Origin of the sequence: Streptomyces seoulensis, assembly GCF_022846655.1 — a bacterium.
Classification (GTDB): domain Bacteria; phylum Actinomycetota; class Actinomycetes; order Streptomycetales; family Streptomycetaceae; genus Streptomyces.
In genome coordinates this window covers 2,103,314-2,122,096 of the sequence record NZ_AP025667.1, presented here as the reverse complement: position 1 = coordinate 2,122,096, position 18,783 = coordinate 2,103,314, and the positions used below count along the sequence as shown (strand labels likewise).

Genomic DNA, 18,783 nt, shown 5'->3' with positions numbered 1-18,783 from the left:
GGCATCGGTGGAAGGGCTGAGCGTGGAGGTGCCCGAGGGCGTCCGCCTCTCGGTGGGGGTGTGTGATCCGGGCAGCGGGCGGAGCGCGGTGTACGGCGACGACTCCTACGACGCGGCGAGCGTCGTCAAGGTCGGCATCCTGGCCGCGCTGCTGCTGGGCGCCCAGGACGCGGACCGGCCGCTGACGGCGGCGGAGCGGGAGCGGGCCGCGAGCATGATCGGGCGGAGCGACAACGACGCGGCGACCGCGCTGTGGCACGGGATCGGCGGGGCCGCCGGTCTGGACGCGGCGCACCGCCGCCTCGGCCTCACCGCGACCACGGCGGGCGAGAACGGCTACTGGGGCCTGACCCGCACCACGGCCGGCAACCAACTGACCCTGCTCCGGCACGTGTTCGGGCCGTCCCCCGTGCTGAGCCCGGCGTCACGCGCGTACCTGGCCGGGCTGATGGGCTCGGTGGTGGCGGAGCAGCGGTGGGGTGTGTCGGTGGTGGGGCCCGGCGCGCTGAAGAACGGTTGGTTCCCGCGCGACGCGACCGGCCGGTGGGTCGTACACAGTGTCGGCCGGGTGAGCGGGGCCGACGGCGACCGCCTGCTGGCGGTCCTCACCGAGGGCACGGCGAGCCGCTCGGAGGGCGTCGCGCTGGTGGAGTCGGCGGCGCGGGCGGCGGTACGGGCGTTCGCCGCCCCGGAGTGATCAGCCGGTCCCGCCGGGCCTGCGGTTGCGCCACAGCACGGTGGCCGCGGTGACGAGGAGGGCGGTGCCTGCGCCGCCCGCCAGCCAGGCCGCCCAGCCGGCGCCACCGGAGGCGGAGCCGGCGCTGTCGGGGCCGGGCCCGAAGTACTTCTTGCCGTAGGCGGCCGGGCGCGGGCTCTCGGGCTTCAGGCCGGCGGCGGCCTTCAGAGCGGCGGCCGGGTCGATCATGCCGAAGCCGCGGGAGTCGTCGCGGCCGCCGGAGGGGGCGTCCCGCGCGCTGTCCTCCAGCACCTTCTTGATCTGGGGCGGGGCCAGTTCAGGGCGCTCCGCCTTGAGCAGGGCCGCCGCGCCGGAGACGAAGGCGGAGGCCGCCGAGGTGCCCCAGCCCTCGTAGTAGCGGTGGTCGGGGTCGGCGATGACGACGTCCACGCCGGGCGCGCTGACGGCGGCGTACCAGCGGCGGGTGGAGAAGGAGGCGCGGGTGCCGTAGCGGTCGACCGCGGTGACGGCGATGACGCCGGGGTAGGCGGCCGGGTAGGAGACGTGGTCGCCCTTGTCGCCGCCGTTGCCCGCCGAGGCGACCACCACGACGCCCTTGCCGAGCGCGTACTGCACGGCCTCGTCCTCGCTGGGCTCGGGGTGCGCGGAGTCGGAGTCGTCGCCGAGGGAGAGGTTGATGACGTCGGCGCCGTGGTCGGCGGCCCAGCGGATGCCGTCCGCGAGGGCGTTGCCGCGGGTGACGCGGGCCTTGGCGCGGGCGGGGTCCTTGTCCTCCAGGATGACCCGCACGGGCAGGATCTTCGCCTCGGGCGCGACGCCCATGACCCCGGAGCCGCCGCCGGGCCCGTGCCCGTGGCCGGCGATGATCCCGGCCATGGCGGTGCCGTGCCGGGCCCAGGCGCGGTCGCCCGGACCGGCGCCGAAGCCGACCATGTCCTTGCCGGACAGGACGTTGCCCGCGAGGTCGGGGTGGTCCTCCTCCACACCGGTGTCCAGCACGGCGACGGTGACGCCCTGCCCCCGGGTGGTGCCCCACGCCTCGTCGAGGTGGAGGGCGGACAGTCCCCACTGCTGGGCGCGGATGGAGTCGGCGTGGGCGGTGGTGGCGGGGACCAGGGCGAGGCCGGCGGCGAGCAGCAGACTCGCGGCGGTACGGGCGCGACGCCTCATGAGGGTTTCTCCGTGGCCGGGCTGACGGTCTGGCGCAGCCGCCGCTGGATGCGGTCGGCGAGCCCCTGGGCCTCGTTGCCGAGTCCGGCCTGCGCGGGCGCGGAGGTGGCGCCGGAGCGTACGGCGTCCGGGGCGGGCTGCGGGGTGTCGACGGTGCGGCCGTCGGCCCAGCCGGAGACGGCGAAGGCGACGACGGGGGCGTCGGTGAGGACGCTGATCGCCCAACTGGCGCGCTGTTTCGCGCCGAACCCGGCGGCCGGGGTGCCCTTGGCGGCGTACGGGAGGGGCAGCAGGTCGGTGCGGCGGTCCAGGCGCTCGTTGTGGAAGCGGGCGGCGAGCCCGGCCATGGCGGCGGGGTCGGCCTTGGTGAACAGCAGTCCCACGGTGGTGACATGGGTGCGGGTGGCGTCGGTGTAGGTGGCGCGCAGCAGGCGGGCGCAGCCGACGGGGGCGAGGGCGCGCAGCAGCAGCGGGTCGAAGGCTGCCGCGCAGCTCGCGTCGGGGGCCACGGCGATCCGGATCCAGGTCCGGTCGGCGCCGCCGGGCCCGGCGCCGGTGCCCTTGACGGTGGGCGGGAAGAGCTGGTCGACGGGCACGTCGTGCCAGAGCGCCCCGGCGGCGGTGAACCCGCTGTCGGTGGCGGGTCCGCCGTCCTCGCCGGTGAGCCAACTCCCCGCCAGGGCACCGCCGATGAGACCGAGCCCGAGGACCACCGAGACGGCTGCGACACCGGTGCGGCTGCGCAGCCGGGCCAGCGAGCCGAGCCCGCGCACGGGCTGCTCGAACGGCTCGGGCTCTCCGAACGCGCCTACCGGCCAGGGCGCGTTCCAGGAGAGGGCGGGGTCGGGCGCGGGCGCGACGGCCGGGCTCCAGGCGGGCGGGGCCGGCACCTGGGGCCTCGCCTCGGCCGCCCCGGTGTGCGTCCGGGGAGCCGCCGGGACGGGGCGCAGCCGGGTCGTGGTCTCCGTGGGTGACTCGGCCGGGGCGCGCGTGGGCATCGGCGGGGTGTCCGGGAAGCGGGCGGAGGCCGGCGGGGGCGGCGGGGGTGTGGTGAGCCCGGTGCCGGGGAGCGGCGACCGGGTCTCGCGGGGCCGTTCGAGGGGGCGGCGCGGGGCGAACACCGAGGGCTCGTCCTCGACCCGCTCGTCCACCGCCGCGGCGGTGGCCGGGGGTGTGTCGGGTTCGGTGTCCCCGGTGATCACCGGGTCCTCGCCGGGGCGCGGAGGGAACGGGGCGCGACGCGCTTCCGTGCTCATGCACCCCCCGTTTCCTGGCGACCGGGCCGACTGCTCGTACGCGGGCCGTCGTGGTCGGCGGCCGCGGCCCGTCGGACGAGTTCCGTCCCGTCGGCACGCATACCCGTACGGCTGGACCGGCATCCCGGTTCAGCGCTGCGGCCGGGTGTTTTCCGCCGTACGTGCGCGTCACTTTACGGGTTCCGGCCCGACGGGACGGAACCGGTGCGCGCCGCCGGGGCATCTGCCCGGAACGTCCCCCTACCCTCGGGAAATCGCGTCTGGCAGGCTGCCGTCATGACTGCGCGTGCCGCCGACCGGGCCCGGTACGACCGGGCCACCGCCGCCTACGACGCCCCGCTCGCCCTCGTGGATCTGGCCGCCTTCGACGCCAACGCGGCCGACCTGGTGCGCCGGGCGAACGGCAAGCCGATCCGGGTCGCCTCCAAGTCGGTCCGCTGCCGGGCCCTGCTGGAGCGGGTGCTGGCGCGGGACGGCTTCCAGGGGATCATGTCGTTCACACTGGCCGAGTCGCTGTGGCTGGCGCGCTCGGGCTTCGAGGACGTGCTGCTGGCCTATCCGTCCGCCGACCGGGCGGGGTACGCGGAGCTGGCCGCCGATCCCAAGCTGGCCGCGACGGTCACGGTGATGGTGGACGACGTGGCCCAACTGGACCTGATCGACGCCTCCCGCGCCGGCGGGCGTGAAGTGGTCCGGGTCTGCCTGGAGTTGGACACCTCGCTGCGCCTGCTGGGCGGCCGCATCCGGGTGGGCGCCCGCCGCTCCCCGCTGCACTCCCCCGCCCGACTGGCCGAGCTGGCGCGGTCGGTGGCCCGGCGGCCGGGGTTCGAGCTGGTGGGGCTCATGGGGTACGAGGGTCATGTGGCGGGCGTGGGTGACGCGTTGGCCGGGCGGCCGGTGCGCTCGCGGGCGATCAGGGTGATGCAGGCGGCGGCCCGGCGGGAGCTGGCCGAGCGGCGCGGGGCCGCGGTGCGGGCGGTCCGGGCGGTGGCGCCGGGGCTGGAGTTCGTGAACGGCGGTGGCACGGGCAGTGTGCAGCACACGGCGGCCGAGGACGCGGTCACGGAGATCGCGGCCGGCTCGGGGCTGTACGTGCCCCGGCTGTTCGACAACTACACGTCGTTCACGGGCCGTCCGGCGGCCCTGTTCGCGCTGCCCGTGGTCCGGCGGCCCGGTGTGGGAGCGGTGACGGTGCTGGGCGGCGGCTATCCGGCCTCCGGCGCGGCGGGCCCGGACCGGCTGCCGGTGCCGTACCTGCCGGAGGGCTTGCGCTACGACCCGCAGGAGGGTGCCGGGGAGGTGCAGACCCCGCTGCTCGGCTCGCCCGCCGACGATCTGCTGATCGGCGACAAGGTGTGGTTCCGGCACGCCAAGGCGGGCGAGCTGTGCGAGCGGTTCGACGTGCTGCACCTGGTGGAGGGGGACACGGTCACGGCGACCGTGCCCACCTACCGGGGCGAGGGGCACACGTTCCTGTGACGGGCCCTCAGTAGACCGTGTCCGCCTGGTCCGTCACCACAGAGCCGTCCGGGCGGAGCAGCGGGGTGTGGCCGCCGTCGGGGGCGTTGTAGGCGGTGGTGGAGCAGGGGTACGGGTCGCCCTTGCGGGGCAGGGGCTCGATGAACATCGGGTTGATCACCCAGCGGCCGTCCGTGTCGTCGTAGGCCCGGCACATCAGCTCGGCCTTGTTGCGGTTGAGGACGAGGTGGGCGCCGGTGGCGTCGGAGACGAAGGTGACGTCGGTGTCCGCGTCGCCGCCGCCGACGGCGATCCGCTGCTTCCACGCCTGCTTCTGCCAGGCGGCGGGGCCGCGGATCCCGTAGATGTCCTGGTTGATCCAGCACCGCTTGCCGTCGATGTACGGGATCGCCTCGCCCTTGTTCTCCCCGAGGCCGCCGCAGCCCTCGTTGCGGGTGGTGATGCGGCCCCGTCGGTCGAGGACCGAGCGGATGGCGATGGTGTGCGCGGCGTCGATGCCGACCCCGCGCGACCAGACCTCGGTGACCGGTTCGGACCCGGCGGAGACGATGTACACCCGGAACCCGGCCCGCTGGAGGGTGCGGATGAGGTCGCGCTGCTGGTCGTAGTAGCGGACGTAGGCGGGGACGGTGTGGGTGCCCAGGGTGCGGGTGGCGCCAATGGGGGCGGCCAGCGCCTCGGTGCGGGCGGCGGCCGCGTAGGAGGAGAGCTGGGCCGGGGTGCGGCCCGCGAAGAGCTGGGGCACCCAGGCGTACTGCGGGACGGTGTGCCGGTGGTTCCAGGTGCCCGCGAAGGCGGCGGCGCCGCTCATCGTGGTGCCCTTCTCCCGGATCTCCACGATCTCGTCGGTGCAGCGGGGCCGGTCGGAGGTGCGCAGGGAGCCGCCCGTGCCGGTGCCGCAGGCGGCGGTGAGCGCCCGGTCCCCGGCGTCGGTCATCCAGGCGCTGGTGTCCTTCCAGCGGGCGGGGCGGGGCAGGGCGTCGTGGCGCAGGGCCCAGGAGAGGGTGGCGTCGGTGACGTCGTTCTTGGTGATCGTGTTGTCCCAGTCGAACGCGGCGACCGCGCCCCGGTGTCCGGAACAGGTGCCGCGGGCGTCGATGACCTTCTGTAGCTGGGCGCGGTTGTGGCCGTACCAACTGGTGCTCAACTTCGGGCAATTGGTGTCGGCTGCCGCCGCGGCGGGGGTGAGGGCGGGAGCGGCCGCGAGGACGGCGGCCGCGGCCAGGGACCAGGCGAGTAGCTGTCGCATGGGAGGGGGACCGTGCACCTTTCGACTGGAGGCTGGAGGGCTGGAGGGGGTGACGTGCGCGCCGGCTAGAGCGGGGTGACGTACGCGCCGGAGATGCCGCCGTCCACGAGGAAGTCGGTGGCGTTGACGAAGGAGGAGTCGTCGCTGGCGAGGAAGGCGACGGCGGCGGCGATCTCCTCGGCCCGTGCGAACCGGCCCAGCGGGATGTGCACGAGGCGGCGCGCGGCCCGCTCGGGGTCCGTGGCGAACAGCTCCTGGAGCAGCGGGGTGTCGACCGGGCCGGGGCACAGGGCGTTGACCCGGATGCCCTCGCGGGCGAACTGCACCCCGAGTTCGCGGGACATGGCGAGCACGCCGCCCTTGGAGGCGGTGTAGGAGATCTGGGAGGTGGCCGCGCCCATCCGGGCCACGAAGGAGGCGGTGTTGATGATGGACCCCCGGCCCTGGCGCCGCATGTAGGGCAGCGCGGCCTTGCAGCACAGGTAGACGGAGGTGAGGTTGACCTCCTGCACCCGCTTCCACGCCTCCAGGCCGGTGTCCAGGATGGAGTCGTCGTCCGGCGGGGAGATACCGGCGTTGTTGAAGGCGATGTCGACGCTGCCGTAGGTGTCGTGGGCGGCCTTGAACAGCGCCTCGACCTGGCCGGGGTCGGTGACGTCGGTCTTCACGAACAGCCCGCCGACCTCCTCGGCGGCGGCCTTGCCGCTGGTCTCGTCGATGTCGGCGCAGACCACGCGGGCGCCCTCGGAGGCCAGCCGCCGGACGGTGGCCAGCCCGATGCCGCTGCCGGCTCCGGTGACGACGGCGGTACGGCCGACCAGGCGGCGGCAGACGGGAGCTTCGGTATCGGTCACTGGGCAGGCCCCTCCGTGCTGAGGAAGACGTTCTTGGTCTCGGTGAAGGCGTTCAGGGCGTCCGGACCGAGTTCGCGGCCGAGTCCGGACTGCTTGAAGCCGCCGAACGGGGTCCAGTAGCGGACGCTGGAGTGGGAGTTGACGGACAGGTTGCCCGCGCGGACGGCCCCGGAGACGCGCAGGGCGCGGCCGAGGTCGCGGGTCCAGATGGAGCCGGAGAGCCCGTACGGGGTGTCGTTGGCGAGGCGGATCGCGTCCTGCTCGTCGGTGAAGGGGAGCAGGACGGCCACGGGCCCGAAGACCTCCTCGCGGGCGGCCGGGCTGTCGGGGGCCGCGTCGGTGAGCACGGTCGGCGGGAACCAGAAGCCGGGCCCGTCCGGGGCGGTGCCCCGCAGGGCGGGGGCGTGTTCGGGGACGTAGGAGCGGACGCGGTCCAGTTGGGCGCGGGAGATCAGCGGGCCCATCTGCGTCTTCTCGTCGGCCGGGTCGCCGACGACCACGGCGGCGAGGGCGTCGGCGAGGAAGGCGCGGGCCTCGTCGTACACCTCGCGCTGGACCAGGACGCGGGTGCGGGCGCAGCAGTCCTGGCCGGCGTTGTCGAGGAAGGAGAAGGGGTCGAGCGCGGTCTTGAGGTCGGCGTCGGCGAAGACGATGTTGGGGCTCTTGCCGCCGAGTTCGAGGGTGACCGGCTTGGCCTGCCGGGCGCAGCGCTCCATGACCTCGTGCCCGGTGCGGGTGGAGCCGGTGAACACGATCTTGGCGACGTCCGGGTGGTCCACCAGGGCGCGTCCGGCGGTGTGGCCGTAGCCGGGCAGGACCTGGAAGAGGTGTTCCGGCAGGCCCGCGTCCAGGGCGAGTCGGGCGAGGCGGAGCGCGGTGAGCGGGGTGGTCTCGGCGGGCTTGAGGACGACGGCGTTGCCCGCGGCGAGGGCCGGGAAGGAGCCCCAGGCGGCGATGGGCATGGGGAAGTTCCAGGGGGCGATCACGCCGACGACGCCGAGGGGTTCGCGGAAGGTGACGTTCCAGCCGCCGGGCACCGGGATCTGGCTGCCGAGGAGGCGTTCGGCGCCGCCCGCCGCGTAGAGGAGCAGGTCGCGGGCGTTGCCGGCCTCCCAGCGGGCGTTGCCGAGGGTGTGGCCCGCCTCGCGGACCTCCAGCCGGGCGAGTTCCTCCACGTGGGCGTCGACGGTGTCGGCGAAGCGGCGCAGCAGCCGGGCGCGGTCGGCGGGGGCGAGGGCGGCCCAGGCGCGCTGGGCGCGGGTGGCGCGGGCGACGGCGGCGTCCACGTCGGCGGCGCTCGCGGCGGGGACGGTGGCGACGGTCTCCTCGGTGGCGGGGTTGACCACCTGGAGCTGGTGCGGGTCCGTCAAGGTGTCACCTTTCACGGGTGTTCACAGTCGGCGGGCTGTTCACAGGCGTTCGAAGGAGCGGCGCAGTTCCCAGTCGGTGACGGCGGCGTCGAAGGCGGCGAGTTCGACGCGGGCCATGTTGGCGTAGTGGGCGACGACCTCCTCGCCGAAGGCGGCCTTGGCGATCGGGCTGGTCTCCCAGAGCTGGGCCGCCTCGCGCAGGGTGGTGGGAACGTGCTCGTAGTCGGCGGTGTAGGCGTTGCCGGGGCAAGGGTCGGGCAGTTCGAGCCGCTGCTCGACGCCGTAGAGCCCGGCGGCGACGAGTCCGGCGACGGCGAGGTAGGGGTTGACGTCGCCGCCGGGCAGCCGGTTCTCGAAGCGCAGCGAGCGGCCGTGGCCGACGACGCGCAGGGCGCAGGTGCGGTTGTCGTGGCCCCAGGCGACGGCGGTGGGGGCGAAGGAGCCGGGCTGGAACCGCTTGTAGGAGTTGATGTTCGGCGCGTACAGCAGGGAGAAGTCGCGCAGGGCGGCGAGCTGTCCGGCCAGGAAGTACCGCATCACCTCGGACATGCTGTCGCCGAGGGCCATCACGTTGCGGCCGTCCTCGTCGGCGAGCGAGAGGTGGATGTGGCAGGAGTTGCCCTCGCGCTCGTTGAACTTCGCCATGAAGGTGAGCGCCATGCCCTCCTGGGCGGCGATCTCCTTGGCGCCGGTCTTGTACACCGCGTGCTGGTCGCAGGTGCGCAGCGCCTCGGTGTAGCGGAACGCGATCTCGTGCTGGCCGGGGTTGCACTCCCCCTTGGCGGACTCGACGGTGAGGCCGGCGCCCGCCATCTCGTTGCGCAGCCGGCGCAGCAGGGGCTCCACGCGGCCGGTGCCGAGGATGGAGTAGTCGATGTTGTACTGGTTGGCCGGGGTCAGGCCCCGGTAGCCGGTGTCCCAGGCGTGCTCGTAGCTGTCCTTGAAGACGATGAACTCCAGCTCGGTGCCGGCCTGGGCGGTGTACCCGAGCGCGGCGAGCCGCTCCAGTTGGCGGCGCAGGATCTGGCGCGGGGCGGCGACGACGGGCGTCCCGTCCTCCCAGGCGAGGTCGGCCATGAGCAGGGCGGTGCCGGGGTGCCAGGGCAGGCGGCGCAGGGTGGCGGGGTCGGGGCGCATGGCGAAGTCGCCGTATCCGCGGTCCCAGGAGGACATCTCGTAGCCGTCGACGGTGTTCATCTCGGTGTCGACGGCCAGGAGGTAGTTGCAGCCCTCGGTGCCGTGGTCGAGCACCTCGTCGAGGAAGAAGCGGGCGGCGAACCGTTTGCCCTGGAGCCGCCCCTGCATGTCGGGGAAGGCGAGGACGACGGTGTCGATCTCGCCGCCGTCGACAAGGGCCCGTAGCTCCTCGACGCTCAGCGGGGGTGTGCGGTCTGCCACGGGAGGGCCTCCTGGGACGTGCTGCGCGCGGTCCTGCGGGGAGCCATAAGGTATGGCGGGGAACCATTGCTTGGGAAGGGGGCGCGACCGGATGGCGGAGAAGACGGGGGCGCGCGAGGGGGGTGACCGGCTGGGCGCGGTGCTGCGGCCGGTGCGGGCGGGCAACGGCTTCGAGGAGGCGCTGGAGCAGATCCTCCAGGTGGTCCGGCTGGGCCTGGTCCCTGACGGGGAACGGCTGCCCGCCGAGCGGGAGTTGGCGGAGCGGCTGGGCATCAGCCGGGTCACCCTGCGCGAGGTGCTGCGGGTGCTGCACGACCAGGGTCTGGTGGAGTCCCGGCGCGGGCGGTACGGCGGCACGTTCGTGCTGCGCCGCCCGGACGGCGTCGGCGAGGACGAGCTGCGGCGCCGCACGGCGGAGGTCGACATCGAGGACGTGCTGCGCTTCCGCGAGGTGCTGGAGGTGGGCGCGGCCGGGCTGTGCGCGGCGCACGGGCTGTCCGGTGAGGGCGTCGTACGGCTGCGGCGGGCGCTGGACCACACGCGGGACGCGCCGCTCGCGGACTACCGGCGCCGGGACACCCTGCTGCATCTGACGCTGGCCGGGCTGTGCGGCTCGCCGTCGCTGGCCGCGCAGTACGCGGCGGTCCGGGCGACCGTCAACGACCTGCTGGACTGCATCCCGTTGCTGGTGAGGAACCTGGAGCACTCCCAGCGGCAGCACACCGCGCTGGTGGAGGCGGTGCTGGAGAGGGACGCGGACGCGGCGCGGGAGATCGCGCGGGAGCACTGCGGGGGCACGGCGGCACTCCTGCGGGGCTTCCTGGCCTGACCGGCTCCGGCTCTGCAAAGGTACGCGTGAGCACCTTTGGAGGACACATGGGCGGAAGGCCGCTGATCGGCGTGAGTACGTATCTGGAGGCGGGCGCCCGCTGGGGCGTCTGGGAGCTGGAGGCGGCCCTCCTCCCCGCCGCCTACCCCCGCCTGGTGAGCCGTTCCGGCGGTCTTCCCGCCCTGCTGCCCCCGGACGACCCGGCGGTGGCACCGGAGGTGGTGGCCCGCCTGGACGGCGTGGTCGTCGCGGGCGGCCCCGACGTCGACCCCGCCCGCTACGGCGCCGAACGCAGCCCCCGCTGCGGCCCGCCCGCCCCGGAGCGCGACGCCTGGGAACTCGCCCTGATCGAGGCCGCGTTGGCCGCACGTGTCCCGCTGCTCGGCATCTGCCGCGGGATGCAGCTCCTGAACGTCGCCCTCGGCGGCACCCTCGTCCAGCACCTCGACGGCCACGCGGAGACGGTCGGCGTCTACGGCGCGCATCCGGTACGCCCGGTGCCGGGCACCCTGTACGCGGAGATCGAGCCGGACGACACGAGCGTCCCCACCTACCACCACCAGGCGGTGGACCGCCTCGCTCCCGGCCTGATCCCCTCGGCCCACGCCGCCGACGGCACGATCGAGGCGCTCGAACTCCCCCCGGCCGAGGGCTGGGCGCTCGGTGTGCAGTGGCACCCGGAGATGGGCACGGACGAACGGGTGATGCGCGCGCTGATCGCGGCCGCGAGCGGAGGCACCCTCTGACCACGGGTCAGCTAACCACGGGTCAGCGACAGCAGCTCCCTGGCCGGTCCCGTGGGCCGGTGCCCCGTCGGCCAGACCGCCCGCAGATCACGGCGCAAGGAGACGCCCTCCACCGGGATGCCCACCAGCCGCCGGGTCGCCAGCTCCTCGCCGACCGCGAGTTCGCTGAGGACGGCGGGCCCGGCGCCGCCGACCACGGCCGCCTTCACGGCCGTGGTGGAGGAGAGCTCGATCAGGGGGCGGGCGGCGGCACCGAGGGCCGCGTCGAGGACCTGGCGGGTGCCGGAGCCCCGCTCGCGGAGGATGAGCGGGGTGGCGGCCAGTTCCGCCGTCTCCAGCGGGCGTGGGCGGCGGGCCCAGGGGTGGGTGGGGGCGGTGACGACGGTGAGGCGGTCGTGGGCGATGACGGCCGAGTCCAGACCGGTCGGGACCGTGAGGCCCTCCACGAAGCCGAGGTCGGCCTCACCGGACAGCAGGAGTTCGGCGACCCTCGCCGAGTTGCCCGCGAGCAGGGACACCGCCGTGTCCGGCCGCCCGGCGCGCAGCGCGAGCAGCCAGCCCGGCAGCAGGTACTCGGCGATCGTCATGCTGGCCGCGACCCGGAGCCGGGAGTCCCGCCGGGCCCGCAGCGCCTGCGCGCCCGCGTCGAACACCTCGGCCGCGGCCACGACCTGCCGCGCCCAGTCGGTGACCAGGGCGCCCGCGTCGGTGAGCCGGGAGCCGCGTGGCGAGCGGTCGACCAGGGCGACACCGAGCTGCCGTTCCATGGAGCGCAGGCGGCTGCTGGCGGCGGGCTGGGTGATGCCCAGTTCACGCGCGGCCGCCCCGAGGCTGCCCAGCCGGGCCACGGCCAGCAGCAGCTCCAGCGCGCCGAGGTCGGGCACCCGGTGCGTGAGCGAGCCGCCCCGCCCATGCTCTTCACTCATAAGACCACCTTATGCCCCCATAGGAACGACGTCCCTGGTCAGCCACCACGGGCCCGGCCAGGCTGGATGCATGCACCTCACCGCCCGCCTCCGCCACCTCGGACCGAACTGGTACGCCGCCGTCATGGGCACGGCGATCGTCGGCTCGGCGGGCGCCGCCCTCCCCTCGCACGTCCCGTGGCTCTGCGCCGCCGCCTGGGCCCTCTCCCTCCTCCTGCTGCTCGCCCTCCTCGCCGCCCGCGCCCTGCACTGGACCCACCACCGCGACCAGGCCCGCGCCCACCTGCTCGACCCGGCGACGGCGCCCTTCCACGGCTGCGCCGCCATGGCCCTGCTCGCGGTCGGCGGCGGCGCGCTCTCGGCCGGCCGGTACTGGATCGGCACGCCGGCCGCCGTGGCACTGGACGCCGTGCTGTTCACGGCCGGTACGGCGCTGGGGCTCGCGGCCGCCGTGGCGGTGCCGTACCTGATGGTGACCCGGCACCGCACCGCCCTCGCCGACGCCACCCCGGTGTGGCTGCTGCCGCTGGTCGCGCCGATGGTGTCGGCCGCGCTGGGCCCCGCCCTGGTGCCGTATCTGCCGCCCGGACAGCCCCGCGAGACCCTGCTGCTGGGCTGTCTCGCGCTGTTCGGCCTGAGCCTGCTGGCCACGCTGCTGATGCTGCCGCTGCTCCTGGCCCGGCTGCTGCTCCACGGCCCGCTGCCGCTCGCGCTGACCCCGGCGCTGTTCCTGGTCCTCGGCCCGCTGGGCCAGTCCACCACCGCCACCGGCGCCGTCGCGGATCTGGCACCGGGCGTCGTACCGGCGCCGTACGACCGGGGGCTCGCGGTGTTCGCCGTGCTGTACGGGGTGCCCGTCATGGGGTTCGCGCTGCTGTGGCTGACCTTCGCCGCCGCGCAGGTGGTGCGGGCGCGACGGCGGGGCATGCGGTTCGCGCTCACCTGGTGGGGGCTGACCTTCCCGGTGGGCACCTGCGTCACCGGCGCGGCCTCGCTCGCCCGGCACACCGGCCTGACCGTGTACGCCGCACTGGCGGTCGGCCTGTACGCCCTGCTGCTCATGGCCTGGGCCGCCGCGGCCACCGGTACCGTGCGCGGCCTGCTCAGCGGCTCGCTGCTGCCAGCGCCTGCGCCAGCACACGGGGAGCTCGGAGCAGCGAGGGTCCGTACCAGGTCAGGTGCCGCCCGCTGACGAGGGCGCAGGGCAGGCCGGGGAACGCCTCGGGGCCGTCGTCGGCGGTGAAGCGGTACGGCTCGTCGGGCAGCACCACCAGCCCGGGGGCCGCCGCGTTCAGCTCGTCCAGCGGGACACGGGGGTAGCGCTCGGGGTGCCCGGCGTACAGGTGGCGCACACCGAGGCGGGCCAGGACGTCACCCGCGAACGTGTCCCGGCCGAGCACCATCCAGGGGCGGCGCCAGACGGGTACGACAGCGCTGACCGGCCGCTCCGGCTCCCGCAGCCCGGCCCAGGCCGCCTCGGCGCCGTCCAGCCAGCCGGGGCGGGTCCCGGCGCCGCACGCCCTCAGCACCCGCTCCAGCTCGGTGAACGCCTGCGGCACCGTCCGCACCTCGGTGACCAGCACCGTGAGGCCCGCCGCGCGCAGGGCGTCCAGGTCGGGGGCGCGGTTCTCCTCCTCGTTGGCGATCACCAGGTCGGGAGCGAGGCCGGCGATCCGCGCGGTGTCGGGGTTCTTGGTGCCGCCGATCCGGACGACGTCGAGACCCGCCGGGTGCTCGCACCAGTCGGTGGCCCCGACGAGGACACCGGGCAGCGTCACGGCGACCGCCTCGGTGAGGGACGGGACGAGGGAGGCCACCCGCACTAGCGGGACCGGTCCTGGACCGCCTCGATGTGCTCGGCAACGGCCACCACGATGACCCTCGTGTCCGGCACGGTGGCCCGCCAGCGGTGGCGGACGCCCCCGGTCAGGTACAGGGTGTCGCCCCGGCCCAGCCGGTAGGCGCGGCCCTCGGCCTCGATCTCGACCGCGCCGTCCGCGACGTACATCAGCTCGTCGTTGCGGTGCTGGAACTCGCGGCCCGCGTCGTGGTCGCCGGTGAACTCCGAGGCGTGCAGTTGGTGGTGGCCGCGCACCAGGGCGCGGGTACGGGCGGCGAAGTCACCGTCGGCGACCGGCTCGCCGCGTACGACGTCCACGCTGCACGCGGGGTCGGCGGCGGCGAGCAGTTCCACCGCCGTGGTGCGCAGCGCGTCGGCCAGCTTCTCCAGGGAGGTGCGGCTCGGGCGGGCCCGGTCGTTCTCCACCTGGCTGAGGAAGGGCACCGAGAGGCCGCTGCGCTCGGCCACGACCGCGAGGGTGAGTTCGAGCGTCCGGCGGCGACGCCGGACGGCCGCGCCGACCCGCACGGGCTGTCGCTCTTTGTGGTCGCCCATCGCTGCGGCTCCCTCCTTCACGCGTGACGCGGCTGCCCGGACGCCTCGTGCCGGGCGTCCCTGTCCTTAAGTTGTCTGCACCCTACGCATGTTCGGCAAACCGTTTCACGCGCCTCTCACATCCCGCGCCGCCGCCGGGCCGGGACCCCACGGTTCGCGCCACCGCCACGCTCCGCCGGGCGCGCCCCCGCGAGCCCGCCGTCCTCTTCCGTCCCCGCGCCGGAGTTCCGCGGCTTTCATCTGCTTCAAGGCCCGGACGGGCCCAGGTGTTCCCGCCGGGCGGGGTCCGTGGCGCTCCGTGGTTGGCCGGATCTGCACGGTGGTGAGAACGCCCGAGGGGCGGACGCCCGCGAGCGTCCGCCCCTCGGGTGAGCCCGGTGTCACCCGGCCGCTTCGTCCTTGGCGGCCGGTGCCCACTTGTCGGCCAGCGCCGGGTGCGCGTCGAGCCAGGTGCGCACGGCGTCCTGCTCCTTGCCCTTGCCCGCCTTCTGGATACGCGCCTCCAGCCCGGTGAGCTGCTCCTCCGTCATGGAGAAGTCCTTCAGCCACTTGGCGATCTCGGGGTTGTCGGCGGCGAACCCCTTGCGGGCGAGGGTGTGCACGGTGTCGCCCTTGCCCCAGGCACCCGCCGGGTCCTTGAGCTTCTTCAGCTCGTAGTCGCTGTAGGCCCAGTGCGGGGACCACAGGGTGACGACCACGGGCTGCTTCTTGGCGTAGGCCCGCTTCAGCTCGGTCAGCATGGCCGGGGTGGAGCCGTCGATCACCTCGTACTTGCCCTTGAGCCCGTACTCGGGAATGACCTTGTCCTTGAGCAGGCCCATCATGCCCGCGCTGGGCTCGATGCCGATGATCCGGCCGTCGAACTCGGCGGCGTGCTTCTTCAGGTCGGCCAGGGAGTTCACGTCCTTCACGTAGGACGGGACGGTCAGCTCCAGGGAGGTGGAGCCGTACCAGTTGCCCAGGTCCTCCATCCGGTCGCCGTACTTCTTCCAGTACTCGGCGTGCGTGGTGGGCAGCCAGGAGTCGGTCTCGAAGTCGAGGCGTCCGGTGGCGAGTCCGGTGTAGAGCGGGCCGGCCGCGTACTGGGTGACGGTGACCTTGAAGCCGCGCCGCTCCAGCAGCTCCTTCCAGAGGAAGGTGGAGGCGATGCCCTCGTCCCACGGGATGTACCCGAGCTTGATCTCCTTGCCCTGGCCGATGTCCGTGCCGGAGGCGGTGGACTTGGCGGCGCCGGGCCCGAAGACCCCGAGCCCGCCCGCGACCAGCGCGAGCACGACCACCGCGACGACGGCGACGGCCGGGCGCGGGCGGTAGGACCAGGCGCTGGGCCGGGCCTTGGCGGCGGCGCGGCGGCCGAGCGGGGAGAGCTGGGTGCCGAGCGCGCCGGTCACCCGGTCGAGGTAGATGGCGAGGACGACGATGCCGACGCCCGCCTCGAAGCCGTAGCCGATGTCGAGCTGGCCGATGGCCTCGTTGACGGCGCCGCCGAGGCCGCCGGTGCCGACCATGCCCGCGATGACGACCATGGACAGGCCGAGCATGATGACCTGGTTGACGCCCGCCATGATGGTGGGCAGGGCGAGCGGGAGCTGCACCCGCCACAGGGTGTCGCGCGGTGTGGTGCCGAACGCCTCGGCGGCCTCGACCAGTTCGGCGTCGACCTGGCGGATGCCCAGTTCGGTCATGCGGACGCCGGGGGCGAGCGCGAAGATCAGGGTGGCGACGACACCGGCGGCGGTACCGAGCCCGAAGAAGAGCATGGCCGGGATGAGCAGCACCATGGACGGCATGGTCTGGAGCAGGTCCAGCGCGGGGCGCAGCGTGGCGCTCACCGCGCGGGAGCGGGCGGCCCAGATGCCCAGCGGGATCGAGATGACCAGCGCGATGATGGTGGCGACCAGGACCAGCGCCAGCGTGGACATGGCCTTTTCCCACAGGTCGAGGGAGTCCACGAGCGCGAATCCGGCGAAGGCGAGCACGCCGGCTGTCAGTCCGCGCAGCCACCAGGCGAGGACGGCGAGGATGCCGGCCAGCAGCAGCGGCTGGGGGGCGTTGAGGACGGCGTCGATGCCGTCGTACATGCCCTCCAGGACGGCGCGGACGGCGTCGAAGAGCCAGGAGAGGTGGCCGACCAGCCAGTCGACCCCGGAGTCGACCCAGTCGCCGAGCGGAAGCCTAGGCACGGGCGGTCACCTTCCTCTCGTCGCCGCCGTGGTCGCAGGCGATCGGGTCTCCCTGTCCGTCGCCCAGGAAGCCGACCAGGCGGCTCCCGGGGACGACGCCGAGGAGGGTCCGGTCGGCGTCGACGACGGCGACCGGGTGGCTGAGGCGGGCGCTGAGCGCGCACAGCTCGGTGAACGGCGTACCGGGCGCGGCGGTCTCGCAGCCGCAGTCCGCCTCGTCACCCGTCACGTCGGTGTCCATGACGGCGGCCGCCGTGAGCACGCGGGAGCGGTCGACGTCCTGGGTGAAGGAGGCGACGTAGTCGTCGGCGGGGCGCAGCAGGATGTCCTCGGCGGTGCCGGTCTGCACGATCCGGCCGTCGCGCATGACGGCGATGCGGTCGCCCAGGCGCATGGCCTCGTTGAGGTCGTGGGTGATGAAGACGATGGTCTTGCGCAGCGTCTTCTGCAGTTCGAGGAGCTGGTCCTGCATGTCGCGGCGGATCAGCGGGTCCAGCGCGCTGAAGGACTCGTCCATCAGCAGCAGGTCGGCGTCGGTGGCGAGCGCGCGGGCGAGGCCGACGCGCTGCTGCATGCCGCCGGAGAGTTCGTCGGGCCAGGAGTTCTCCCAGCCGGCCAGGCCGCACAGGGCGAGCGCCTCGTCGGCGCGGCGTTCGCGCTCGGCGCGGGGCACGCCCTGCACGGCCAGGCCGTAGGCGGCGTTGTCGCGGACGCTGCGGTGCGGGAAGAGCGCGAAGTGCTGGAACACCATGCTGATCTTGTGGGCCCGGACCTCGCGCAGCTCGCGGTCGCCGAGGCCGGTGAGGTCCTGCCCGTCGTAGCGGACGCGGCCCGCGGTGGGTGTGAGCAGGCCGTTGAGCGTGCGCAGCAGGGTGGACTTGCCCGAGCCGGACAGGCCCATGACAACAAAGATCTCGCCCGGGGCGACGGCGAAGGACGCGTCGATGACGGCCGCGGTGCTGCCCTCCCCACGCAGCTCGTCGCGGTCGGCGCCCTGCTCCAGCCGTTCCACGGCCTGTTCCGGTCGTCTGCCGAACACCTTGTAGAGATGTTCGGCTTCGATTCTCGCGGTCATGCATGTCCCTCGGCTAGGCGGCAAGGAGCAGGAGACGAGGGATCGTTGTCGCTGGAAAAGCAATTGCCTCGTTCCGGCGCGCGGCGCCTGCCCGGTCATATTTGAGCCAAACTCAGAAGTGGCCCAGGTCACACCTGCGGCCCGGTGCGCGGGAGCGCTGTCGGTGCGGTGCGGCATGATGCCAGCGTGACCGGACGACTGATGCTTCTCGACACCGCCTCGCTGTACTTCCGCGCCTACTTCGGCGTGCCGGACTCGGTCAGAGCACCCGACGGCACCCCGGTGAACGCGGTGCGCGGACTGCTGGACTTCATCGACCGCCTGGTCAAGGACCACCGCCCGGACGAGCTGGTGGCCTGCATGGACGCCGACTGGCGCCCCCAGTGGCGGGTCGACCTGATCCCCTCCTACAAGGCGCACCGGGTGGCCGAGGAGCACGAGGGCGCCCCGGACGCCGAGGAGGTCCCGGACACCCTCTCCCCGCAGGTCCCGGTGATCGAGGAGGTGCTGGACGCGCTCGGCATCGCCCGCGTCGGCGTGGCCGGTTACGAGGCGGACGACGTGATCGGCACGTTCACCGCCCGCGCGGACGGCCCGGTCGACATCGTCACCGGCGACCGTGACCTGTACCAACTGGTCGACGACGCCCGCGGGGTCCGTGTCCTGTATCCGCTCAAGGGCGTCGGCACCCTCCAGCTCACCGACGAGGCGTGGCTGCGCGAGAAGTACGGCGTCGACGGCCGGGGTTACGCGGACCTGGCGCTGCTGCGCGGCGACCCGAGCGACGGCCTGCCGGGCGTCGCCGGTGTCGGGGAGAAGACGGCCGCCAAGCTGCTCGCCGAGTTCGGGGACCTGGCCGGGATCGTCGCGGCCGTCGACGACCCGAAGGCGAAGCTCACCCCGACCCAGCGCAAGCGCCTGACCGAGGCGGCGCCCTACCTCGCGGTCGCCCCGAAGGTGGTCCGGGTGGCCGGCGACGTCCCGCTGCCCGAGGTCGACACCGCGCTGCCGCACGCCCCGCGCGACCCGGCCGCCCTGGACGCCCTGGCGGCCCGCTGGGGCCTGGGCGGCTCGCTCCAGCGCCTGCTGACCACCCTGGAGGCGTGACCGCGCCGCCCGCCCCTTCCGCAAGGGGAATTTCCGGACGAAGGTGTCC

At 74.2% G+C, this 18,783-nt stretch carries 17 protein-coding genes; 6 read left to right on the top strand and 11 right to left on the bottom strand.

The window, feature by feature from the left end:
• Positions 1-7 precede the first annotated feature (7 nt).
• Complete coding sequence (locus HEK131_RS09735; protein ID WP_347881851.1) at positions 8-697, top strand: serine hydrolase; 690 nt, start codon at positions 8-10, stop codon at positions 695-697.
• Here the strand turns inward: HEK131_RS09735 and mycP are convergent, their stop codons facing one another.
• Together mycP and HEK131_RS09725 are read right to left on the bottom strand one after the other, a co-directional pair.
• The gene (gene mycP / locus HEK131_RS09730; RefSeq protein ID WP_244334392.1) at positions 698-1,867 is read right to left on the bottom strand and encodes a type VII secretion-associated serine protease mycosin; all 1,170 of its coding nucleotides are present in this window, start codon (positions 1,865-1,867) and stop codon (positions 698-700) included.
• The gene (locus HEK131_RS09725) at positions 1,864-3,123 is read right to left on the bottom strand and encodes a hypothetical protein (RefSeq protein ID WP_244334391.1); all 1,260 of its coding nucleotides are present in this window, start codon (positions 3,121-3,123) and stop codon (positions 1,864-1,866) included. The genes mycP and HEK131_RS09725 overlap by 4 nt, the downstream gene beginning before the upstream one ends.
• Positions 3,124-3,399: 276 nt before the next feature.
• Here HEK131_RS09725 and HEK131_RS09720 point away from each other — a divergent pair, with 276 nt between their 5' ends.
• A complete protein-coding gene (locus tag HEK131_RS09720) occupies positions 3,400-4,602 on the top strand; it encodes an amino acid deaminase/aldolase (RefSeq protein WP_244334390.1) in 1,203 nt (400 codons plus the stop codon).
• A 7-nt stretch (positions 4,603-4,609) separates the two neighbouring features.
• Here the strand turns inward: HEK131_RS09720 and HEK131_RS09715 are convergent, their stop codons facing one another.
• The 4 genes from HEK131_RS09715 to HEK131_RS09700 form a co-directional block, all read right to left on the bottom strand.
• Positions 4,610-5,851, bottom strand: coding sequence for a haloacid dehalogenase-like hydrolase (locus HEK131_RS09715; RefSeq protein WP_244334389.1), 1,242 nt, complete (start codon positions 5,849-5,851; stop codon positions 4,610-4,612).
• Between the two features lie 65 nt (positions 5,852-5,916).
• The gene (locus HEK131_RS09710; protein WP_244334388.1) at positions 5,917-6,705 is read right to left on the bottom strand and encodes a 3-oxoacyl-ACP reductase; all 789 of its coding nucleotides are present in this window, start codon (positions 6,703-6,705) and stop codon (positions 5,917-5,919) included.
• Positions 6,702-8,075, bottom strand: coding sequence for an aldehyde dehydrogenase family protein (locus HEK131_RS09705; RefSeq protein ID WP_244334387.1), 1,374 nt, complete (start codon positions 8,073-8,075; stop codon positions 6,702-6,704). Before HEK131_RS09705 ends, HEK131_RS09710 begins: the two co-directional genes overlap by 4 nt.
• A gap of 39 nt (positions 8,076-8,114) precedes the next feature.
• Positions 8,115-9,473, bottom strand: a complete 1,359-nt coding sequence (locus HEK131_RS09700; protein ID WP_244334386.1) for a glutamine synthetase family protein — start codon at positions 9,471-9,473, stop codon at positions 8,115-8,117.
• Positions 9,474-9,564: 91 nt separating this feature from the next.
• Here HEK131_RS09700 and HEK131_RS09695 point away from each other — a divergent pair, with 91 nt between their 5' ends.
• Positions 9,565-10,302, top strand: a complete 738-nt coding sequence (locus tag HEK131_RS09695) for a FadR/GntR family transcriptional regulator (protein WP_244334385.1) — start codon at positions 9,565-9,567, stop codon at positions 10,300-10,302.
• Between the two features lie 47 nt (positions 10,303-10,349).
• On the top strand, positions 10,350-11,048 hold the full coding sequence (locus tag HEK131_RS09690) for a gamma-glutamyl-gamma-aminobutyrate hydrolase family protein (RefSeq protein ID WP_244334384.1): 699 nt from the start codon (positions 10,350-10,352) through the stop codon (positions 11,046-11,048).
• A gap of 11 nt (positions 11,049-11,059) precedes the next feature.
• Here the strand turns inward: HEK131_RS09690 and HEK131_RS09685 are convergent, their stop codons facing one another.
• The gene (locus tag HEK131_RS09685) at positions 11,060-11,974 is read right to left on the bottom strand and encodes a LysR family transcriptional regulator (RefSeq protein ID WP_244334383.1); all 915 of its coding nucleotides are present in this window, start codon (positions 11,972-11,974) and stop codon (positions 11,060-11,062) included.
• A gap of 70 nt (positions 11,975-12,044) precedes the next feature.
• Here HEK131_RS09685 and HEK131_RS09680 point away from each other — a divergent pair, with 70 nt between their 5' ends.
• Positions 12,045-13,166: a TDT family transporter gene (locus tag HEK131_RS09680; RefSeq protein WP_244334382.1), complete on the top strand. Its 1,122-nt coding sequence runs from the start codon at positions 12,045-12,047 to the stop codon at positions 13,164-13,166.
• Here the strand turns inward: HEK131_RS09680 and HEK131_RS09675 are convergent.
• From HEK131_RS09675 to HEK131_RS09660, 4 genes are all read right to left on the bottom strand, one after another.
• On the bottom strand, positions 13,078-13,797 hold the full coding sequence (locus HEK131_RS09675; protein ID WP_244334381.1) for a helical backbone metal receptor: 720 nt from the start codon (positions 13,795-13,797) through the stop codon (positions 13,078-13,080). The genes HEK131_RS09680 and HEK131_RS09675 overlap by 89 nt on opposite strands.
• A complete protein-coding gene (locus HEK131_RS09670; RefSeq protein ID WP_161149496.1) occupies positions 13,797-14,369 on the bottom strand; it encodes a helix-turn-helix domain-containing protein in 573 nt (190 codons plus the stop codon). The genes HEK131_RS09675 and HEK131_RS09670 overlap by 1 nt, the downstream gene beginning before the upstream one ends.
• Positions 14,370-14,749: 380 nt before the next feature.
• Positions 14,750-16,552 (bottom strand): ABC transporter permease/substrate binding protein, encoded by a 1,803-nt coding sequence (locus tag HEK131_RS09665; protein WP_244334380.1) that lies wholly within the window; start codon positions 16,550-16,552, stop codon positions 14,750-14,752.
• Positions 16,545-17,627, bottom strand: coding sequence for a quaternary amine ABC transporter ATP-binding protein (locus HEK131_RS09660; RefSeq protein WP_217460826.1), 1,083 nt, complete (start codon positions 17,625-17,627; stop codon positions 16,545-16,547). Before HEK131_RS09660 ends, HEK131_RS09665 begins: the two co-directional genes overlap by 8 nt.
• Positions 17,628-17,813: 186 nt before the next feature.
• Here HEK131_RS09660 and HEK131_RS09655 point away from each other — a divergent pair, with 186 nt between their 5' ends.
• Complete coding sequence (locus HEK131_RS09655) at positions 17,814-18,734, top strand: 5'-3' exonuclease (RefSeq protein WP_244334379.1); 921 nt, start codon at positions 17,814-17,816, stop codon at positions 18,732-18,734.
• Positions 18,735-18,783 lie beyond the last annotated feature (49 nt).

Bases quoted from the DNA above. Each gene is read 5' to 3' on its own strand.
- HEK131_RS09720 (WP_244334390.1), top strand. From the start codon at position 3,400: ATGACTGCGCGTGCCGCCGACCGGGCCCGGTACGACCGGGCCACCGCC.
- HEK131_RS09680 (WP_244334382.1), top strand. From the start codon at position 12,045: ATGCACCTCACCGCCCGCCTCCGCCACCTCGGACCGAACTGGTACGCC.
- HEK131_RS09685 (WP_244334383.1), bottom strand. From the start codon at position 11,974: ATGAGTGAAGAGCATGGGCGGGGCGGCTCGCTCACGCACCGGGTGCCC.
- HEK131_RS09660 (WP_217460826.1), bottom strand. From the start codon at position 17,627: ATGACCGCGAGAATCGAAGCCGAACATCTCTACAAGGTGTTCGGCAGA.
- HEK131_RS09725 (WP_244334391.1), bottom strand. From the start codon at position 3,123: ATGAGCACGGAAGCGCGTCGCGCCCCGTTCCCTCCGCGCCCCGGCGAG.
- HEK131_RS09715 (WP_244334389.1), bottom strand. From the start codon at position 5,851: ATGCGACAGCTACTCGCCTGGTCCCTGGCCGCGGCCGCCGTCCTCGCG.
- HEK131_RS09670 (WP_161149496.1), bottom strand. From the start codon at position 14,369: ATGGGCGACCACAAAGAGCGACAGCCCGTGCGGGTCGGCGCGGCCGTC.
- mycP (WP_244334392.1), bottom strand. From the start codon at position 1,867: ATGAGGCGTCGCGCCCGTACCGCCGCGAGTCTGCTGCTCGCCGCCGGC.
- HEK131_RS09695 (WP_244334385.1), top strand. From the start codon at position 9,565: ATGGCGGAGAAGACGGGGGCGCGCGAGGGGGGTGACCGGCTGGGCGCG.
- HEK131_RS09690 (WP_244334384.1), top strand. From the start codon at position 10,350: ATGGGCGGAAGGCCGCTGATCGGCGTGAGTACGTATCTGGAGGCGGGC.